The organism is Stenotrophomonas acidaminiphila (genome assembly GCA_002951995.1).
Lineage (GTDB): Bacteria > Pseudomonadota > Gammaproteobacteria > Xanthomonadales > Xanthomonadaceae > Stenotrophomonas > Stenotrophomonas acidaminiphila_A.
This window is the reverse complement of the sequence record CP019797.1, coordinates 1,951,034-1,970,271: the sequence shown is the minus strand read 5'-3', so window position 1 is coordinate 1,970,271 and position 19,238 is coordinate 1,951,034. Positions and strand designations below refer to the sequence as shown.

Sequence of the window (19,238 nt, the reverse complement as noted above, 5' to 3'; positions counted from 1 at the left end):
GCCGTGAGCGCAGGCGTGGCTTCGGAGCCCCCTCGGTAGCCAAAGTGAGATTCCCGTGACCCAAGCCGCAATCCTCGTGCTCGAAGACGGCACCGTATTCGAGGGCGAATCCGTAGGCGCGCCCGGCCTGTCCGTGGGTGAGGTGGTGTTCAACACCGCGATGACCGGTTACCAGGAAATGCTGACCGATCCGTCCTACGCCAGGCAGATGATCACCCTGACGTATCCGCACATCGGCAACACCGGCACCACCGAGCAGGACAACGAGGCGTCGCAGGTCTGGGCCGCGGGCCTGATCGTGCGCGACGTGCCGCGCCGCCCGAGCAGCTGGCGCAACCAGCGCTCGCTGCCGGACTGGCTGCAGCAGCGCGGCGTGGTCGCCATCGCCGGCATCGATACCCGCAAGCTGACCCGCATCCTGCGCGAGCGCGGTGCCCAGAACGGCGCGCTGATGGCCGGCCCGGACATCGACGTGGACAAGGCGCTGGAAGCGGCGCGCAAGTTCCCCGGCCTGAAGGGCATGGACCTGGCCAAGGTGGTCAGCACCGACAAGCCCTATGCCTGGCGCGAAGGCCAGCTGGACCTGGACCAGGGCCGGTTCGTCCAGGCCGAGCCGAAGTTCAAGGTCGTGGCCTACGATTTCGGGGTCAAGGCCAACATCCTGCGCATGCTCGCCGAGCGCGGCTGCGACCTCACCGTGGTGCCGGCGCAGACCCCGGCCGCCGAGGTGCTGGCGATGAATCCCGACGGCGTGTTCCTGTCCAACGGCCCGGGCGACCCGGAGCCGTGCGACTACGCCATCGCCGCGATCAGGGAGTTCGTGGATCGCCGGATCCCGACCTTCGGCATCTGCCTGGGCCACCAGCTGCTCGGCCTGGCCTCGGGCGCGAACACCATGAAGATGGGCCACGGCCACCACGGCGCCAACCACCCGGTGCAGGACCTGGACAGCGGCCGGGTCATGATCACCTCGCAGAACCATGGCTTCGCCATCGATGAAAGCACGCTGCCGGCGAACCTGCGGGTTACCCAGCGCTCGCTGTTCGACCAGACCATCCAGGGCGTGGAGCGCACCGACGCGCCGGCGTTCTCCTTCCAGGGCCATCCGGAAGCGTCGCCCGGGCCGCACGACGTGGCGCCGCTGTTCGACCGTTTCATCGCGATGATGGCCCAGGCCAGGTAATCCCGCCGCCGGACCGGCCTCCCGTTCCGGCACGGCCGCGACGGATGCGGCCCTCCAGCGCACGTCTTCACTCACTGCGGCCCGCCGCAGCCCCCATGCGAGTACTGAAATGCCAAAGCGCACCGATCTAAAAACCATCCTGATCATCGGCGCCGGCCCGATCGTCATCGGCCAGGCCTGCGAGTTCGACTACTCCGGCGCGCAGGCGTGCAAGGCGCTGCGCGACGAGGGTTACCGGGTGGTGCTGGTCAACTCCAACCCGGCCACGATCATGACCGATCCGGAGATGGCCGATGCGGTCTACATCGAACCGATCAACTGGCAGACCGTCGAGAAGATCATCGACAAGGAGCGCCCGGACGCGCTGCTGCCGACCATGGGCGGGCAGACCGCGCTGAACTGCGCGCTGGACCTGGCCGACCACGGCGTGCTGGAGAAGTACAACGTCGAGCTGATCGGCGCCAAGCGCGAGGCGATCCGCATGGCCGAGGACCGCGAGCTGTTCCGCGTGGCGATGCAGGAGATCGGCCTGGAGTGCCCGAAGGCCGCCGTCGCCCATACGCTGGAAGAGGCGCTGGAGATCCAGACCCGGGTCGGTTACCCGACCATCATCCGCCCGTCCTTCACCCTGGGCGGCAGCGGTGGCGGCATCGCCTACAACCGCGAAGAGCTGATCGAGATCGTCAACCGCGGCCTGGAACTGTCGCCGACCACCGAAGTGCTGGTCGAGGAGTCGGTGCTGGGCTGGAAGGAGTTCGAGATGGAAGTGGTCCGCGATACCGCGGACAACTGCATCATCGTCTGCTCGATCGAGAACCTGGACCCGATGGGCGTGCACACCGGTGACTCGATCACCGTGGCCCCGGCGCAGACCCTGACCGACAAGGAATACCAGCGCCTGCGCGACGCCTCGATCGCCGTGCTGCGCAAGATCGGCGTGGACACCGGTGGTTCCAACGTGCAGTTCGGCATCAGCCCGACCACCGGCCGGGTGGTGGTGATCGAGATGAACCCGCGCGTATCGCGTTCCTCGGCGCTGGCCTCCAAGGCCACCGGCTTCCCGATCGCCAAGGTCGCCGCCAAGCTGGCGGTGGGCTACACCCTGGACGAACTGAAGAACGAGATCACCGGTGGCCTGACCCCGGCCTCGTTCGAGCCGTCGATCGACTACGTGGTCACCAAGATCCCGCGCTTCGCCTTCGAGAAGTTCCCGGCCGCCGACGCGCGCCTGACCACCCAGATGAAGTCGGTGGGCGAGGTGATGGCGATGGGCCGCACCTTCAAGGAATCGCTGCAGAAGGCCCTGCGCGGCCTGGAGACCGGCAAGATCGGGCTGGACCCGACCGGCCTGGACCTGGGCAACGAGGATGACATCGCCACGCTCAAGCGCGAGCTCAAGGCGCCGGGCCCCGAGCGCCTGTTCTACGTGGGCGACGCGTTCCGCGCCGGCATGGGCGTGGACGACGTCTACGGCCTGTCCTGGATCGACCCGTGGTTCCTGGACCAGATCGAGGACATCATCGCCGACGAGAAGCAGGTGCGCGCCGAAGGCATCGACGCGCTCGACGGCAAGCGCCTGCGCGCGCTCAAGCGCGCCGGTTTCTCCGACGCGCGGCTGGCGCAGCTGACCGGCACCAACGAGGCGGCGATCCGCGCCCTGCGCCGCGCGCACAAGGTGCGCCCGGTGTACAAGCGGGTGGATTCGTGCGCCGCCGAGTTCGCCACCAGCACCGCCTACCTGTACTCGACCTACGAGGACGAGTGCGAGGCCAACCCGAGCAACCGCGACAAGATCATGATCCTCGGCGGCGGCCCCAACCGCATCGGCCAGGGCATCGAGTTCGACTACTGCTGCGTGCATGCCGCGCTCGCCCTGCGCGAGGACGGCTATGAAACCATCATGGTCAACTGCAACCCGGAAACCGTCTCCACCGACTACGACACCTCCGACCGCCTGTACTTCGAGCCGCTGACGCTGGAGGACGTGCTGGAGATCGTCGAGCTGGAGCAGCCCAAGGGCGTGATCGTGCAGTACGGCGGCCAGACCCCGCTCAAGCTGGCGCGCGCGCTGGAAGCCAACGGCGTGCCGGTGATCGGCACCTCGCCCGATTCCATCGACCTGGCCGAGGACCGCGAGCGGTTCCAGAAGCTGGTGCAGGAACTGGGCCTGAAGCAGCCGCCGAACCGCACCGCGCGCACCGCCGACGAGGCGCTGGTGCTGGCCCGCGAGATCGGCTACCCGCTGGTGGTGCGCCCGAGCTACGTGCTTGGTGGACGCGCCATGGAGATCGTCTACGGCGAATCGGACCTGGCCCGCTACGTGCGCGACGCGGTCAAGGTCTCCAACGACTCGCCGGTGCTGCTGGACCACTTCCTCGACGCCGCGGTGGAAGCGGACGTGGACATCATCTGCGACAAGGACGGCAACGTCCTGATCGGCGGGGTGATGGAGCACATCGAGGAAGCCGGCGTGCATTCGGGCGACTCCTCCTGCTCGCTGCCGCCGTACTCGCTGTCGCCGGCCACCCAGGACGAGCTGCGCCGCCAGGTGCGCGAACTGGCCAAGGCGCTGAACGTGGTCGGGCTGATGAACACCCAGTTCGCGATCCAGCCCGACGCCGATGGCAACGACGTGATCTTCCTGCTGGAAGTCAACCCGCGTGCCTCGCGCACCGTGCCGTTCGTGTCCAAGGCCACCGGCGTGCCGCTGGCCAAGATCGCCGCCCGCTGCATGGCCGGCATGAGCCTGGCCGAGCAGGGCGCGACCAGCGAAGTGGTGCCGGACTACTACTCGGTGAAGGAGGCGATCTTCCCGTTCGCCAAGTTCCAGGGCGTGGACCCGATCCTCGGGCCGGAAATGCGTTCCACCGGCGAGGTGATGGGCGTGGGCCGCAGCTTCAGCGCCGCGTTCGCGCGCGCGCAGGAGGCCGGCGGCATCAAGACCCCGCCGCCGGGCAAGGCGTTCATCTCGGTGCGCGATGCCGACAAGCCGCGCGTGCTGCCGGCGGTGCAGGGCCTGGTCGAGCGCGGCTATTCGGTGGTGGCCACCCGCGGCACCGCGGCGTGGCTGCAACAGCAGGGCATTGCCTGCGAGGTGGTCAACAAGGTGGTCGAAGGCCGCCCGCACATCGTCGACAGCATCAAGAACGGCGAGATCGTCTACATCGTCAACACGACCGAAGGCCGTGCCGCGATCAACGACTCGTTCTCGATCCGTCGTGAGGCGCTGCAGCAGCGCGTCACCTATTCGACCACGGTGGCCGGCGCCAAGGCGCTGGTGCAATCGCTGGAATTCCGCGGCACCGGCCCGGTCTGGTCGCTGCAGGAACTGCACAAGGAGTTGAACGCATGAGAGCCCCCATCACCCTCAAGGGCGCGCAGCGGCTGCGCGACGAGCTGGACCACCTGAAGACCGAAAAGCGTCCGAAGGTGATCGCCGCGATCGCCGAGGCGCGCGAGCACGGCGACCTCAAGGAGAACGCCGAGTACCATGCCGCGCGCGAGGAGCAGGGCTTCATCGAAGGCCGCATCAAGCAGCTGGAAGGCGAGTTGTCGCATGCCGAGATCATCGACATCAGCAAGCTCAACGCCGGCAGCCGGGTGGTGTTCGGCGCGACCGTGACGCTGGCCGACGTGGAGAGCGACGAGGAGAAGCGTTACCAGATCGTCGGCGACCTGGAAGCGGACATCAAACTCGGCCTGATCGCCATCTCCTCGCCGGTGGCGCGCGCACTGATCGGCAAGAACGAGGGCGATACCGTCGCCATCGCCGCGCCGGCCGGCCAGCGCGAGTACGAGATCGTCAGCGTCGAATACCTCGATTGAGCCCGGCGGCGCGGGCTTTTCCCGCGCGACGCGCCGGCGATGACGCCAGGCATGCATGGCCGTCCCCGCTTCCGCCAGGCGCGGGGGCAGGGCCTGGCTTCCCTGGGTCGCGGCACAGGCGCCGTGATCGCAGGGGCGGCCGCGGCCAGGCGCGGTTTGGCGGCCACCGGTTTCGCCCGTACCCTCGCTCATGCCCCGGCGACACCCGCCGGATCCGAGACAACCCGGCAGTCCTGCCGGGGCGTTTCCCGCCGGCAAGCGCACAGCAGAGCCCTCCATGACCCACGCCAAAGCCACCTTGCTGCTCCCCGCCCGCAGCCGTTTCCCGGGCGGCACCCTGCCGGCACGGGTGGCCAGCGCGCTGGGACGCGCCGACCGCAGTACCGGCGACGCCGGCGAATCGGCGCAGTTGCGCCGGCATTTCCAGGTGCAGCCCGATGACTGGTCGGCCGCCGCGCTCACCCGCCAGGTCGATGCCGGCGATGCCAGCGGCAGCCTGTGGCTGCGCGCCGACCCGGCCAACGTGATGCCGGACATGCAGGGCGCGCGGTTGATGGCATCGGCCGAGAGCCTGCGCCTGGAGCCGGCCGACGCGGCCGCGCTGCTGCCCGCGCTGCAGCCGCTGTTCGCCGGGTTCGGTTTCCAGCTCGACGCGCCGTCGCCGTCGCGCTGGTACCTGCGCCTGCCCGACGACACGCCGCTGCCGGCATTCACCGCGCCCGATGCCGCGCTGGGCGACGACCTGTTCGAACACCTGCCCGAGGGCGACAACGGGCGCCAGTGGCGGGCGCTGCTGACCGAGGCCCAGGTGGTCCTGCACCAGCACCCGTGGAACCAGCAGCGCACCGCGCAGGGCAGGCGTGCGGTCAACTCGCTGTGGTTCTGGGGCGCCGGCCGGTTGCCGCAATCGGTGCGCACCGGGCATGCCCAGGTGCGCAGCCGCGATGCGCTGCTGCAGGGGCTGGCGGCCATGGCCGGAGTGCGCATCGATGGCGACCAGGCGGTGGATGCGCTGGTGGACCTGCGCCAGCTGCGCTCGCTGGAACAGCTCACCGGCGACGCCATCACGCCGCTGCTCGATGCCATGGCCCGCGGTGAACTGCGCGAGCTGCGGCTGGATTTCGAGGATGGCGCCTGTTTCCGCATCCACCGTGGCCAGCGCTGGCACTTCTGGAAGAAGCCGCTGGCGGCACTGCGCGATGAATGATGGCCTGAAGATCGTCCGCCGCCCGCCCGGCGACGCCGGGCAGTGGGACGAGGGCATGCTGCCGCTGCTGCGCCGCATCTACGCCGCGCGCGGCGTGCGCTGCACCGAGCAGGCGCAGCCGAAACTGGCGCAACTGCACCCGCCGGACCTGCTCGGCGGCATGCACGCGGCGGTGCAAATGCTGGCCGCGGCGATCGCCGCCGACCGGCGCATCCTGATCGTCGGCGACTTCGACTGCGACGGCGCCACCGCGTGCGCGGTCGGCGTGCGCGGCCTGCGTCTGCTCGGTGCCCGTGACGTGGTGCATGCGGTGCCCAACCGCATGCTGCATGGCTACGGCCTGTCGCCGTCGCTGGTGGCCGAGCTGGCGGCGCTGCAGCCGGCGCTGCTGGTGACGGTGGACCACGGCATCGCCTGCCATGCCGGCGTCGCCGCGGCCAAGGCGCTGGGCTGGCAGGTGCTGGTGACCGACCACCACCTGCCCGGCGAACAGCTGCCGGCGGCCGATGCCATCGTCGATCCGAACCTGGATGGCGACGCGTTCCCGAGCAAGGCGCTGGCCGGCGTCGGGGTGATCTTCTACGTGCTGATGGCGTTGCGCCGGCACCTGCGCGAGGCCGGCGCGTTCGCCGATGGCAAGGGCCCGGACCTGACCCCCCTGCTGGACCTGGTGGCGGTGGGCACCGTTGCCGACCTGGTGGCGCTGGACGACAACAACCGCGCGCTGGTCGCGGCCGGCCTGCGCCGGTTGCGCGCCGGCCAGGGCTGCGTCGGCCTGCGCGCGCTGATCGAGGCCAGCGGCCGCGACCCGCGGCGGCTCACCGCCAGCGATATCGGCTTCGCCCTGGGCCCACGGCTGAACGCCGCCGGCCGGCTCGAGGACATGGCCCTGGGCATCGAGCTGCTGCTGACCGAAGACCCGGCGCAGGCACGCGAGATCGCCGCGTTGCTGGAAGAGATCAACGCCGAGCGCCGGGCGGTGCAGCAGTCGATGACCGACGACGCCGAGCTGGCGGTGTCGCGGGTACTGCTGGACGGCAGCGGCGGGCGTCCGGTGGCGGCCTGCCTGTTCGATGCGCAGTGGCATCCCGGCGTGGTCGGGCTGGTCGCCTCGAAGATGAAGGACCGCCTGCACCGCCCGGTGATCGCCTTCGCCCCGGCCGAGCCGGGCGCGCAGGCGCTGCGCGGCTCGGCGCGCTCGATTCCCGGCTTCCACATCCGCGATGCGCTGGCCGCGGTGGATGCGCGCCATCCCGGGCTGATCGAGCGTTTCGGCGGACATGCCATGGCCGCCGGCCTGAGCCTGCCGTTGTCGCGGCTGGAGGCGTTCCGTACCGCGTTCGAGCAGCAGGTGCTGGCGACGCTGGACCCGGCGTTGCTGCAGCAGCAACTGCTCAGCGACGGCGAACTGTCCGCGGCCGAGCTGGATTTCCGCCACGCCGAGGCGCTGCGCCTGGCCGGGCCGTGGGGGCAGGGGTTCCCGGAGCCCCTGTTCGACGGCCACTTCGAGGTGGCCAACTGGCGCGTGCTCAAGGAGCGCCACCTGAAACTGGAGCTGCGCCTGCCCGGCCTGGCCGCGCCGCTCAATGCGATCCACTTCGGCGGCTGGAGCGGCACCGCCCCGGGCCGCCACGTGCACCTGGCCTACCGCCTGGTCGGTGACGATTACCGCGGTGGCGGCGCGATCCAGTTGATCGTGGAGCACTGCCAGGCGGCCTAGGCATGGCGCTGCCGCCGGCGCTCATGGACGGCTGTCGGCCACCCTCGGCGCCGGCGCGGCGGCGGCCGCGGGCCTGAGCCCGAACAGCGGACGCAGCCAGCCGACGCGCCGGATCACGGCGTAAGCCCCCAGGCACAGTGCGAAGGTCGCCACCACCAGCAGCACGGCCTCGGCCATGGCCGGAATGTGCAGCGGCTTGAGCGCGTGGGCCAGCACCACGATCACCGTCTGGTGGAGGATGTACAGCGGGAACACCGCCAGGCTCAGGTAGCGCAGCAGCGGGCTGTCGAAGTCGCGCCAGCGGTAGGCGAAGCCGAGCAGCGCGGCGATGGCGCACCACTGGTCCAGCGCCCAGGCCACGCGCAGCCACTGGCGCAGCGGTTCCGGTACCGGGTGGGCATCGTCATGGCCGGCGAAGTACCAGGTATGGACCAGCAGCGCGTAGCTGGCGGCGGCCAGCAGCAGCGCCGGCCAGCGCAGGCGCTGCAGCGAGCGCCAGAAGCCCTCGTTGAAGGCCACCAGGAAGCCGATCAGGTACACGCTCGCGTACTGCGCGTGGTTGTACCAGTCGTCCACCAGCGCATGGGTCTGCTCGAAACGCGCCACCAGCAGCAGCCGTGCCAGCGCCAGCAGCAGCGCCGGCAGCAGCAGCGCGCCCCAGCCCTGCAGCAGGCGGGCGCTGGCGTCGCGCAGCGCCGCCAGCGCCGGTGCCGGCAGCCGCCACAGCAGCCATGCAAGCAGCGTGTAGCACCACAGGTAGGGCAGGAACCACAGGTGGTTCCAGGTCGGCAGGACCAGGCACTTGCCGTCGCTGCCGCAGAAGCCCTGGTAGGCAGCCAGGTACTTGCCATAGAAGTCCAGCCCGCTGCCGGCATAGCCGCCGGGCAGCTGCTCGACCACCTGCAGGTAGGCCTGCGGCGGCACGATCACCAGCATCCCGAACAGCAGCGGCAGCAGCAGCTGGCGCGAGCGCCGGCGCACGAAGCCCTCGCCGCGGCCGCGCAGCATGAACGCGGTGGCGACACCGGAGATCAGGAACAGCAGCGACATCCGCCAGGGGCTGGTGAGCAGCATGAACGGTTCCGGCGCGGTGCTGGCCGCCGGGCTTTTCACGTGCCAGCCCCAGCTCACGTAGTACATGCCCACGTGGTAGAGCACCAGCAGGCAGAAGGCGAAGACGCGGACCCGGTCCAGGTCGTGGCGGCGTTGCATCGTGGTGGCATCCGGTGATGTTGGAAAGGCCGCCAGCCTTGCCGCGCCCGGCCCGCCCGGCCAGTGCCAGGGGACGGGCGGGGGGCGTGCAGGGACGAACGGTGGACCCGCGGGGACCGCCGGAACCACGCCAGCGGCTAGAATGCGGCCGATGCGCGACGCCGAACCGCTGCCGTACGAACGCTATCTGCCATGGAGGCGCTGGGTCGAGGTCGGCTTCTGGCTGGTGATGATCGGTGGCAACTGCGTCGCCAACAGCGTGGTCACGCTGATGGACCTGCGTCGCCGCGGCTCGGATATCGCCGCCTGGGAGCCGGCGCTGTGGGAGGCCAGCAGTGCGCTGGTCTGGCTGCTGTTGATCCTGCCGGGCATGGCCTGGTTCACCCGCCGCCATCCATTCCAGTGGAGCGGGTGGGGGCGGCAGGCGCTGCGCTATTTCGCCGCGAGCCTGGGGGTCTGCGGGGTGCACGTGCTGGGCATGGTGGCGCTGCGCGCGACCGCATACGCCAGCGTGGGCATGGACTACGACTTCGGGCCGTGGCCGCGGGGCCTGTTCTACGAGTACCTGAAGGACATCCGCAGCTTCGCGTACATCGTATTGACGATGGAGGCCTACCGCGCCCTGTTGCGGCGCTGGCAGGGCGAGGCCAGCCTGCTGTCCGAGCCGGACGAAGGTCCCCCGCTGGAGCCGGTGGAGCGCCCGGAACGTTTCCTGGTGCGCAAGCTCGGCCGGGAGTTCCTGGTCGCCGCCGGCGACATCGAATGGCTGCAGGCCGCCGGCAACTACGTCAACCTGCGGGTACGCGGCCACGACTATCCGCTGCGCAGCACCATCGCCGGGATCGAGGCGCGGCTGGACCCGGACAGCTTCGTGCGCATCCACCGCAGCTACATCGTGCACCTGGCGCAGGTGGTGTCGCTCGAACCGCTGGATAGCGGCGATGCCCGCGTGCACCTGCGCGACGGCAGCGTGCTGCCGTGCAGCCGCCGCTACCGGGCCGCGCTGCGTGCGCGCGGCGCGATGGAATAGCCGGCCGCGCGCGCGGCCGCTGGCCCCCCGCGCGGCCGGGTGCGCAGGCCGCCCAGCGACGGCCTGCGCGATGCCGCGGGTTTACCGGCGCCGGACCAGCAGCCGGTAGGCGCCCGTCGCGGACGGGTCGAAGCTGTGCGCCATCAGCACGTACTGGCCGGCGTCCAGCTCGATCTCCAGCTGCGGATCCAGGCTGGTGTCGCTGTCGTCCTGCGAGGCGACTTCCTCGCCGTCGCGCATCAGGGTGATCATGCCGTCCAGGCCGTTGCTGCCGGTCATGCTGATCACGTAGTGGCCCTTGCGCGGGACCTCCAGCGTGTACAGGCTGCGCGAACCGGCGATCAGCTGGCCGCTGGTCTCGCGGCCGGGGACGAGCACCGGGCGGGTCGGGCCATCCGGTGCCGGCGCGGTGCTGGTGGTGATCTGGAAGATGCCGCCGCGGCCGTTCACCGAGCGCACCGAAACGTTGTACTCGCCCGGGTCCAGTACCTGCGACAGGCGCGAGTTCACGCCGCCGCCGCCATCGTCGTCGCTGAGCGTGAAGTCGGGGCCCTGCAGGGTCAGGAAGGTGTCGATGTCGCGGCTGCTGGCGTCGAACTGCACGCGGCGGCGGTCCGCCAGCGAGAACACGAAGCTGCGGGTCTGGTCGGCGCCGACGAAGCTGCTGGCCAGGCCTTCCAGCGGCAGCGCGCCGCCGTCCTCGAACACCAGCCCTTCCGGGAAATCGGCCCGCTCCACGCCCAGGTAGAACGCGCCGCCGTTGCGCGAGAAGGCGTTGGCGGTGAGGGTGTAGGTTCCCGGCTGCAGCGGTGCCACCAGCCGCGAGTTGGTGCCGTTGCCGCCGTCGTCGTCTTCCAGCGCCACGCCGTTGCCACTGAGCTCCAGCCGGGTGTCGAACGCGTCCGATTCCAGCGAGACGGTGTACAGCCCGGGGGTGTCGACCTGCAGGGTATAGGTCTGGCGGTCGCCGACCAGCCAGTCGGTGATGCGCTGGCCGGCCGCCAGCGGCTTGCCGTCATAGGCGACGATCGGCGTGGCGGTGAGGTGGAACGGGCCGAAGGCGCGGGCGTCGGCGCCGCTGACCGCGACCAGGTACTGGCCGCCCTTGTCGGCGCGCACGCTGAGCTGGGCACCTTCGCCGCAGCCGCATTCGGTGCGGCCGACCAGCATGTCGCGGTGGAATACCGCCAGCGTGCCGTTGAGCGGGCCGTCCAGTTTCAGCGATACCGCCTGGCCGGCCGCCAGCTGCAGGCTGAACAGCTGGCTGCGGCTGCCGTCGCTGTAGTTCAGCGCGGTGGCGGAGGTGATTTCACCCGAGGTCTCGCCGTTGCTGGCGAGGGGACGGGCGGCGGGGGCGGCGTGAACGGGGGCGTTCAGGCCGGCGGCGATGGCGAGGGTCAGCACTCCAGCTGCGAGTCGCTTCACGTAGGGGTTCCTTGGTGTGTTGCAGGGGACGGCCAGTGCCCGGCGCGACGCAGGTGGACTGCTGGCGCCGCTGGCCAGGGGGAAAGCGCCGGGACGGCGGGCAGGGACCCGCCGCCCCGGTGCTTCAGTTCGCGACGGCCGCCTCGGCCGCCGCGTCGGTGGCGGTGGCGGCGTCCTTGCGGTTGCTGTTGGCGGGCGCGGCGGCGTCGCCGCCCAGGTCGGTGGTCTCCAGCTCGAATACGCCCTGCTGGCTGCCGAAGCTGGAAACGGTCACCGTGTAGCGGCCGGGGCCCATGCGCAGCGCCAGCCGCGCGTTGGTGCCGTTGCCGCCGTCGTCGTCCTCGGCCTCGATGCCGGGGCCGCTGACCCGCAGCACCGAATCGAAGTTGTCGGCGATGGCATCGAACTGCAGGTGGCGCGCGCTGTCCAGCTCGAGCACGAAGCTGCGGCGCCCGCGCGAGTCGACCATGCCCTGCGCGGTCTGGCCGACGGCCAGCGCGCTGCCGTCGCGGATGATCAGGTCCTTGTCGACCGGGGTCAGCGCGACCTTCAGCGTGAACGCGCCGGTGCCGCCGCTGAGCGACGACGCGGCGAGGGTGTACTCGCCCGGCTCCAGGTACGCGCGGATGCGGGCGTTGAGGTTGCCGCCGCCATCGTCGTCCTCGATATCGACGCCACGACCGCTCAGGCGCAGGTAGGCATCGAGCGCGCCCGATTCCATGGTGACGGCGTAGATGCCGGCCTTGTCGACCTTGAGCGTGTAGTCCTGTTTTTCGTCCACCAGCCAGTCGATGGCCTCGCTGCCGGCCCCCAGCGGCTTGCCGTCATAGGGCGTGACCTGGCTGCTCTTGAGCTTGAACGGGCCGAACGCATCCGCGCTGGCGCTGTTCACCGCCACCAGGTAGGTGCCGTCCTTGGGCGCCTTGAACGCCAGGCTGAGCCCGCGGTCGCCGGCCTCGCCCTCGTAGCCACCCGCCGAGGCGGTGGCCAGCAGGTTCTGGCCGTCGAACACCGACAGCTGGCCATCGAGCGCGCCGCCCAGTTCCAGGGCCACGGCCTGGCCGCTCTTCAGCGCCATCCGGTAGCCCTGGTGGCGGCTGCCGTCGTTGTAGTTCAGGCGGCTGGAAGAGGTGATCTCGCCGGAGACGCTGTCGCCGACGGCGAAGCTGGGGGCGGTGTCGGCTTCACCGCCGCCCAGCTTCTGGCAGGCGGCCAGGGCCAGGGCCAGGGAAAGGGCGGCGAACAGGCGGGTGGGGCGTGTATTCAAGCGAGAGTCCTTGATCGGTTGAAAGGGCCGCGCCGCGACGCGGCTGGCCGCGATTCTACCGGCAAGCGCCGGCGGTTCCCGCGGGAACCGGCAGGGCGCGCGCGATCACCGCCGGCGTGGATGGGCGATGCTAGAATTGCCGGCTTGTCTGCACCTGCATGGACCGACCATGATCGAACTGAATCCGATCCGCCAGCGAATCACCGATCTGACCGATCGCGTGGTCTCGCTCAGGGGGTATCTTTGACTACGACGCCAAGAAAGAGCGTCTTGAGGAAGTAACCCGGGAGCTGGAAAGCCCCGATGTCTGGAACAACGCCGAGTACGCGCAGAACCTGGGGCGCGAGCGCGCCAGCCTGGAGAAGACCGTGCTGGGCATCGCCGGCGTGCTCGACGGCATGGCCGAATGCGGCGAGCTGCTGGACCTGGCCGAGAGCGAACAGGACGAGGACACCGCGCTGGCGGTGGTCGCGGACCTGGACAAGTACCAGGCGCAGATCGAGAAGCTGGAGTTCCAGCGCATGTTCTCCGGGCAGATGGACTCGGCCAACGCCTTCGTCGACATCCAGGCCGGCGCCGGTGGCACCGAGGCCCAGGACTGGGCCGAAATCCTGCTGCGCATGTACCTGCGCTGGGCCGAGAGCCGCGGCTGGAAGACCGAGCTGCTGGAAGTCTCCGGCGGCGAAGTGGCCGGCATCAAGTCGGCGACGTTCCGCGTGGAGGGCGATTTCGCCTACGGCTGGCTGAAGACCGAGATCGGCGTGCACCGCCTGGTGCGCAAGAGCCCGTTCGACTCGGACAACCGCCGTCACACCAGCTTCACCTCGGTATTCGTGTCGCCGGAAGTGGATGACAACATCGACATCCAGATCAACCCGGCCGACCTGAAGACCGACGTGTACCGGTCTTCCGGTGCCGGTGGCCAGCACGTCAACAAGACCGAATCGGCCGTGCGCATCACCCACGTCCCCAGCGGGGTGGTGGTGGCCTGCCAGACCGAGCGCAGCCAGCACGCCAACCGCGACCGCGCGATGAAGATGCTGGCCGCCAAGCTGTACGAGCTGGAGATCCAGAAGCGCAACGCCGAGAAGGATGCGGTGGAAGCCACCAAGTCCGACATCGGCTGGGGCAGCCAGATCCGCAATTACGTGCTGGACCAGAGCCGCATCAAGGACCTGCGGACCGGCATCGAGCGCAGCGATACCCAGAAGGTGCTCGACGGCGACCTGGACGAATTCGTCGAGGCCAGCCTCAAGTCCGGCCTGGAAGCCGGTTCCAAGCGCATCGACGCGTAACCGGCGCGCGGCGGCCCCGGCGGCCGCGCGTCCGCTCCACCGCCCGTCCATCGGCATGATGGCCGGGCCTGTTTCCTCCCCCGCCACCACCAAGCCAACGCCATGAACGACCAGACCCCCGCGCCGCAGACCCCCGTCGACGAGAACAGCCTCATCGCCGAGCGCCGCGCGAAACTCACGGCGTTGCGCGGGCAGGGGATCGCCTACCCGAACGACTTCCGCCGCGAACACTTCGCCGGCGCGCTGCAGGCCGAGTTCGCCGACGCCGGTACCTGGACCGCCGAGGCGCTGGAAGCCTCCGGCCGCACCGTGAAGATGGCCGGCCGGCTGATGGCCAAGCGGATCATGGGCAAGGCCAGCTTCGCCCAGATCCAGGACGAGTCCGGCCGCATCCAGCTGTTCCTGCAGGCGACCGCGCTGGACGAGGCCTATGCCGCGTTCAAGGGCTGGGACGTGGGCGACATCATCGCCGTGGAAGGCGGCCTGACCCGCACCAAGACCGGCGAGCTGTCGGTCAAGGCCACCGCGCTGCGGCTGCTGACCAAGTCGCTGCGCCCGCTGCCGGACAAGTGGCATGGCCTGGCCGACGTCGAGCAGCGCTACCGCCAGCGCTACGTGGACCTGATCGTGACCCCGGAGTCGCGCGAGGTGTTCGTCAAGCGCTCCAAGATCATCCGCGCCATGCGCGCCTGGCTGGACGCGCGCGACTTCCTCGAAGTCGAGACGCCGATGATGCATTACATCCCCGGCGGCGCCACCGCCAAGCCGTTCACCACCCACCACAACGCGCTGGACCTGGACCTGTACCTGCGCGTGGCCCCGGAGCTGTACCTCAAGCGCCTGGTGGTCGGCGGTCTGGAGCGGGTCTACGAGATCAACCGCAATTTCCGCAACGAGGGCGTGAGCACCCGCCACAACCCGGAATTCACCATGATGGAGCTGTACGAGGCCTACGCCACGTACAACGAAGTGATGGACCTGACCGAGGGCGTGATCCGCGACGTGGCCCGGCAGGTGCTGGGCACCACCACGGTGGAGTGGGACGGCGCCAGCATCGACCTGGCCCCGGCCTTCCGCCGCTGGCGCATGGACGAGGCGGTCCGCCACCACAACCCGGAAATCAGCGTCGCCGACTGCACCGACCGCGACGCCCTGCTGCGCCATTGCGAGCGGCTGAAGATCAAGGTCAAGCCGTCCTGGGGCTGGGGCAAGCTGCTGCTGGAAATCTTCGAAGCCACGGTGGAGCACACCCTGGTGCAGCCGACCTTCATCACCGACCACCCGGTGGAGGTGTCGCCGCTGGCCCGCGCCAGCGACACCGAGCCGGGCTACACCGACCGCTTCGAGCTGTTCATCAACGGCAAGGAGATCGCCAACGGCTTCTCCGAGCTGAACGACCCGGAGGACCAGGCCGCGCGCTTCCAGGCGCAGGTGGAGGCCAAGCAGGGCGGTGACGACGAGGCCATGCACTACGATTCGGACTACATCCGCGCCCTGGAATACGGCATGGCCCCGACCGGCGGCTTGGGCATCGGCATCGACCGCCTGGTGATGATGCTGACCGGCCGCGCCTCGATCCGCGACGTGCTGCTGTTCCCGTACATGCGCCCGGAGAACTGAGCGCGCGCCCGCTCCGCCGGGCGCCGCGCACCGGCTTGCGGGCCCGCCCGGGCACGGGCGTATTGCAGGGCCGGCGCATGCAGTTGATGATGCGATGTCCGCCGGACCGTGCCCGCAGGGGCCGGTGAGGAGGCGCGGCGTGCCGGGAGCCTGACTTCCCGGCAACAGCGGTTTCATCGGACAGACAGTCACATGCGCTTGGAAATCGTCATCGTCGACGACCAGACATCGGCCCGCAGCATGGTGCGGCATGTGCTGGAAGACATCTCGCCGGAACTGGGCGTGTACGACTTCGCCGATCCGCTGGAGGCGCTGGTCTGGTGCCAGTCGCACGATACCGACCTGCTGCTGCTCGACTACCGCATGCCCAACATGGACGGGCTGGAGTTCGCCCAGCGCTTCCGGCGCATGCCCGGCAACCGCGACGTCCCGATCGTGCTGATCACCGTGGTCGGCGACGAGCCGCTGCGGCAGAGCGCGCTCGAGGCCGGGGTCATCGATTTCCTGGTCAAGCCGATCCGCCCGCGCGAACTGCGCGCGCGCTGCAACAACCTGCTGCAGCTGCGGCGCCACAGCCAGAGCGTGCGCCAGCGGGCACTGTCGCTGGAACAGCGGCTGCTGGCCAGCATGCACGAGGTCGAGGAGCGCGAGCGCGAGACCCTGTCGCGGCTGGCGCGCGCCATCGAGTACCGCGACGCCGGCACCAGTGCCTTCCTCGAGCGCATGGCGCATGTCGCCGGGCTGATCGCCGACGAACTGGGGCTGCCCAGCGAGGACGTGCGCACCATCGAGATGGCCGCGCCGCTGCACGACATGGGCAAGATCGCCATACCCGATTCGATCCTGCTCAAGTCGGGCAAGCTGGACGAGGACGAGCTGGCGGTCATGCGCCGCCACCCGCGTATCGGCCACGAGCTGCTCAGCGGCAGCAACAACCGCTTCATCCAGATGGGCGCGACCATCGCCCTGCGCCACCACGAGCGCTACGACGGCAGCGGCTACCCCGACGGCCTGGTGGGCGAGGACATCCCGCTGGAAGCGCGCATCGTCGCGGTGGCCGACGTGTTCGACGCGCTGCTGTCGCCGCGGCCGTACAAGGAGGCCTGGTCGATGGACGCCGCGCTGGCCTACCTCTACGCCCAGCGCGGGCGCCTGTTCTGCCCGCGCTGCGTGGATGCGCTGCTGCAGGCGCGCGAGCGGCTGGAGCAGGTCTGCGCCCGCTACTCGGCGGCGTTCCCGAGACCGGAAGCCTGACATGACGAGCGCGTTCGCCTGGCTGCGCCAGCGCCTGCGGCAACGCGGGGACAGCGAGCACGCGCAGGCGCTGGTGCGCATCGTGATGATCGCGCTGATCCTGTGTTACGTGCTGTTGTCGGCCAAGCGCTGGAGCCTGCCGCCGGGGCAGCTGCAGCTGGTGATCACCCTGATCCTGATCGCCCAGGGCCTGTCGCTGGTGCTGATGGGCTGGCTGCTGTGGAAGCCGGGACGCTCGGACCTGCGTCGGATCCTGGGCATGGTCGACGACTACGCGCTGATGTCCGCGGCGATGAGCACCATCGGCGAGCCGATGGCCTGCATCTACGTGGTGGTGATGTGGGTCACCGTCGGCAACGGCATGCGCTTCGGCAACCGCTACCTGATGCTGGCCGTGGTCATGGCCACCACCAGCTTCGGCATCACCCTGGCGCTGAGCGACTACTGGCAGCGCAACCTGGCGCTGGGTATCGGCCTGCTGGTCGGGCTGGCGGCGATCCCGCTGTATTTCTCCAGCCTGTTGCGGCAGTTGACCCGGGCGATGGCCGAGGCGCGCCGCGCCAGCGACGCCAAGAGCCGCTTCCTGGCCAACATGAGCCACGAATTCCGGACCCCGCTCAACGGTCTGTCCGGCATGACCGAACTGCTCGCCACCACCCGCCTGGACGAAGAGCAGCGCGAGTGCCTGGGCACGATCCAGGCCTCGGCGCGGACCCTGCTGGCGCTGGTGGAGGAAGTGCTGGACATTTCCGCGATCGAGGCCGGCAAGCTGCGCATCAACGCCCGCGATTTCTCGCTGGCCGAGCTGGTGCACTCGATCGGCCTGATCCTGGCCCCGCAGGCGCGCGCCAAGCGCCTGGACTACCGCGTGTTCGTCGAGTCCGGGGTGCCCGACGGGCTGCATGGCGATGTGGGCCACCTGCGCCAGATCCTGCTCAACCTGGCCGGCAACGCGGTCAAGTTCACCGACCATGGCCAGGTGGAAATCCGGGTGTCGGTCAGCCAGTCGGGGCAGGACGTGCCGCTGCGGCTGCGCTTCGAGATCCTGGATACCGGCATCGGCGTGCCGGCTGCGCTGCGGCCGCGGCTGTTCGACGCTTTCGAGCAGGCCGACGTGTCCATGGCCCGGCGCCACGAGGGCACCGGACTGGGCACGGCCATCGCCAAGGGCCTGGCCCAGGCCATGGGCGGCGAGATCGGCTACCGCGAGAACCTGCCGGCCGGCAGCTGCTTCTGGGTGGAGCTGCCGCTGGGCCGGGCACTGGCCACGCCCGTGGCCGAGGGCGGGGCGGTGCCGGGCAGCGAGGCCGCGGCCGCCGAGGACCCCGGCAACGTCATCGCCTTCACCGACCCGTTCCGCCGCCACCGCGCGCGCGTGCGCAGCCTGGACATCCTGGTGGCCGACGACCACGAGGCCAACCGCATGGTGCTGCAGCGGCTGCTGCAGAAGGCCGGCCACCGCGTCACCTGCGTGCACGGCGCCGAGGAGGCGCTCGATGCCATGGCCGCGCGCGAGTTCGACGTGGCCATCACCGACCTGCACATGCCCGGCATGAGCGGGCTGGACCTGCTCCGGGAGCTGCGGGTGATGCAGGCCGGTGGCGGACCGCGCACGCCGGTGGTGATCCTCAGTGCCGATGTCACGCCCGAGGCCATCCAGCGCTGCAACCAGGCCGGGGCGCATGCGTTCATGGCCAAGCCGGTGGTGGCGGCCCGGCTGCTGGAGACCATGGCCGACATCGCCAGCGGCGCGGCGGCCGGCAGCCGCGACATGGCCGCGGTGATTCCCACCTTCGCCGACGGCGACGCGGTGCTCGATACCGGCGTGCTCGACGAGCTGACCGCGCTGGGCATGGGCAAGGGCTTCGAGCGCGAGTTCGTGCGCCAGTGCCTGGAGGACCTGGAGAGCGGCATCGGCGCCTTGCCCGGCGATGCGCAGGGCGAGGACTGGACGCGGCTGCGCGAACACGCCCATGCGATCAAGGGCGTGGCCGCCAACCTGGGGTTGCTGAAAGTCGCCCGGCAGGGGGGAGAGTTGATGCGCATGGCCGACTGGCAACTCAAGGGCGAATGGAAGCCGCTGCACGCGCGCATCGGTGCCGCGCTGCAGGAGGGACGCCAGGCGCTGGACGCGCGCGCCCAGGGGCGCGCGCAATCGCACGACGACGTGACCGGCTGAGTTCCATCGCCGTCCCGGTGC

The 19,238-nt window shown here is 70.1% G+C and carries 13 protein-coding genes; 10 read left to right on the top strand and 3 right to left on the bottom strand.

Annotated features, from left to right (window positions below; genetic code table 11):
• Positions 1-55 precede the first annotated feature (55 nt).
• From B1L07_08835 to B1L07_08815, 5 genes are all read left to right on the top strand, one after another.
• Complete coding sequence (locus tag B1L07_08835) at positions 56-1,183, top strand: carbamoyl-phosphate synthase small subunit (GenBank protein ID AUZ55171.1); 1,128 nt, start codon at positions 56-58, stop codon at positions 1,181-1,183.
• Between the two features lie 109 nt (positions 1,184-1,292).
• On the top strand, positions 1,293-4,535 hold the full coding sequence (gene carB, locus B1L07_08830) for a carbamoyl phosphate synthase large subunit (protein ID AUZ55170.1): 3,243 nt from the start codon (positions 1,293-1,295) through the stop codon (positions 4,533-4,535).
• On the top strand, positions 4,532-5,008 hold the full coding sequence (locus B1L07_08825) for a transcription elongation factor GreA (protein AUZ55169.1): 477 nt from the start codon (positions 4,532-4,534) through the stop codon (positions 5,006-5,008). The genes carB and B1L07_08825 overlap by 4 nt, the downstream gene beginning before the upstream one ends.
• A gap of 277 nt (positions 5,009-5,285) precedes the next feature.
• Positions 5,286-6,215 carry a phosphoglycerate mutase gene (locus B1L07_08820; GenBank protein ID AUZ55168.1) on the top strand — a complete coding sequence of 310 codons (930 nt, stop codon included), beginning with the start codon at positions 5,286-5,288 and terminating at the stop codon, positions 6,213-6,215.
• Positions 6,208-7,935 (top strand): single-stranded-DNA-specific exonuclease RecJ, encoded by a 1,728-nt coding sequence (locus B1L07_08815; protein AUZ55167.1) that lies wholly within the window; start codon positions 6,208-6,210, stop codon positions 7,933-7,935. The genes B1L07_08820 and B1L07_08815 overlap by 8 nt, the downstream gene beginning before the upstream one ends.
• Before the next feature lie 21 nt (positions 7,936-7,956).
• On the opposite strand, the gene B1L07_08810 is transcribed toward B1L07_08815, so the two are convergent.
• Complete coding sequence (locus B1L07_08810) at positions 7,957-9,147, bottom strand: acetyltransferase (GenBank protein ID AUZ55166.1); 1,191 nt, start codon at positions 9,145-9,147, stop codon at positions 7,957-7,959.
• Between the two features lie 151 nt (positions 9,148-9,298).
• Here B1L07_08810 and B1L07_08805 point away from each other — a divergent pair, with 151 nt between their 5' ends.
• Complete coding sequence (locus B1L07_08805; protein ID AUZ56531.1) at positions 9,299-10,177, top strand: LytTR family transcriptional regulator; 879 nt, start codon at positions 9,299-9,301, stop codon at positions 10,175-10,177.
• 81 nt (positions 10,178-10,258) lie between these two features.
• Here B1L07_08805 and B1L07_08800 read toward each other — a convergent pair whose 3' ends face one another.
• Together B1L07_08800 and B1L07_08795 are read right to left on the bottom strand one after the other, a co-directional pair.
• Positions 10,259-11,581, bottom strand: a complete 1,323-nt coding sequence (locus B1L07_08800) for a hypothetical protein (protein ID AUZ55165.1) — start codon at positions 11,579-11,581, stop codon at positions 10,259-10,261.
• A 145-nt stretch (positions 11,582-11,726) separates the two neighbouring features.
• The gene (locus B1L07_08795; protein ID AUZ56530.1) at positions 11,727-12,848 is read right to left on the bottom strand and encodes a hypothetical protein; all 1,122 of its coding nucleotides are present in this window, start codon (positions 12,846-12,848) and stop codon (positions 11,727-11,729) included.
• Positions 12,849-13,108: 260 nt separating this feature from the next.
• Here B1L07_08795 and B1L07_08790 point away from each other — a divergent pair, with 260 nt between their 5' ends.
• The 4 genes from B1L07_08790 (at position 13,109) to B1L07_08775 (ending at position 19,217) form a co-directional block, all read left to right on the top strand.
• Positions 13,109-14,164 carry a peptide chain release factor 2 gene (locus B1L07_08790; GenBank protein ID AUZ55164.1) on the top strand — a complete coding sequence of 352 codons (1,056 nt, stop codon included), beginning with the start codon at positions 13,109-13,111 and terminating at the stop codon, positions 14,162-14,164.
• Positions 14,165-14,266: 102 nt separating this feature from the next.
• The gene (locus B1L07_08785) at positions 14,267-15,784 is read left to right on the top strand and encodes a lysine--tRNA ligase (protein AUZ55163.1); all 1,518 of its coding nucleotides are present in this window, start codon (positions 14,267-14,269) and stop codon (positions 15,782-15,784) included.
• Positions 15,785-15,934: 150 nt separating this feature from the next.
• Positions 15,935-17,038, top strand: a complete 1,104-nt coding sequence (locus B1L07_08780) for a two-component system response regulator (protein AUZ56529.1) — start codon at positions 15,935-15,937, stop codon at positions 17,036-17,038.
• Position 17,039: 1 nt separating this feature from the next.
• Complete coding sequence (locus tag B1L07_08775; protein ID AUZ55162.1) at positions 17,040-19,217, top strand: hybrid sensor histidine kinase/response regulator; 2,178 nt, start codon at positions 17,040-17,042, stop codon at positions 19,215-19,217.
• The last annotated feature ends 21 nt before the right edge of the window (positions 19,218-19,238 follow it).

Excerpts from the sequence above, each read along its gene's own strand:
- carB (AUZ55170.1), top strand. The coding sequence starts at position 1,293 with ATGCCAAAGCGCACCGATCTAAAAACCATCCTGATCATCGGCGCCGGC.
- B1L07_08825 (AUZ55169.1), top strand. The coding sequence starts at position 4,532 with ATGAGAGCCCCCATCACCCTCAAGGGCGCGCAGCGGCTGCGCGACGAG.
- B1L07_08820 (AUZ55168.1), top strand. The coding sequence starts at position 5,286 with ATGACCCACGCCAAAGCCACCTTGCTGCTCCCCGCCCGCAGCCGTTTC.
- B1L07_08815 (AUZ55167.1), top strand. The coding sequence starts at position 6,208 with ATGAATGATGGCCTGAAGATCGTCCGCCGCCCGCCCGGCGACGCCGGG.
- B1L07_08810 (AUZ55166.1), bottom strand. The coding sequence starts at position 9,147 with ATGCAACGCCGCCACGACCTGGACCGGGTCCGCGTCTTCGCCTTCTGC.
- B1L07_08805 (AUZ56531.1), top strand. The coding sequence starts at position 9,299 with ATGCGCGACGCCGAACCGCTGCCGTACGAACGCTATCTGCCATGGAGG.
- B1L07_08785 (AUZ55163.1), top strand. The coding sequence starts at position 14,267 with ATGAACGACCAGACCCCCGCGCCGCAGACCCCCGTCGACGAGAACAGC.
- B1L07_08775 (AUZ55162.1), top strand. The coding sequence starts at position 17,040 with ATGACGAGCGCGTTCGCCTGGCTGCGCCAGCGCCTGCGGCAACGCGGG.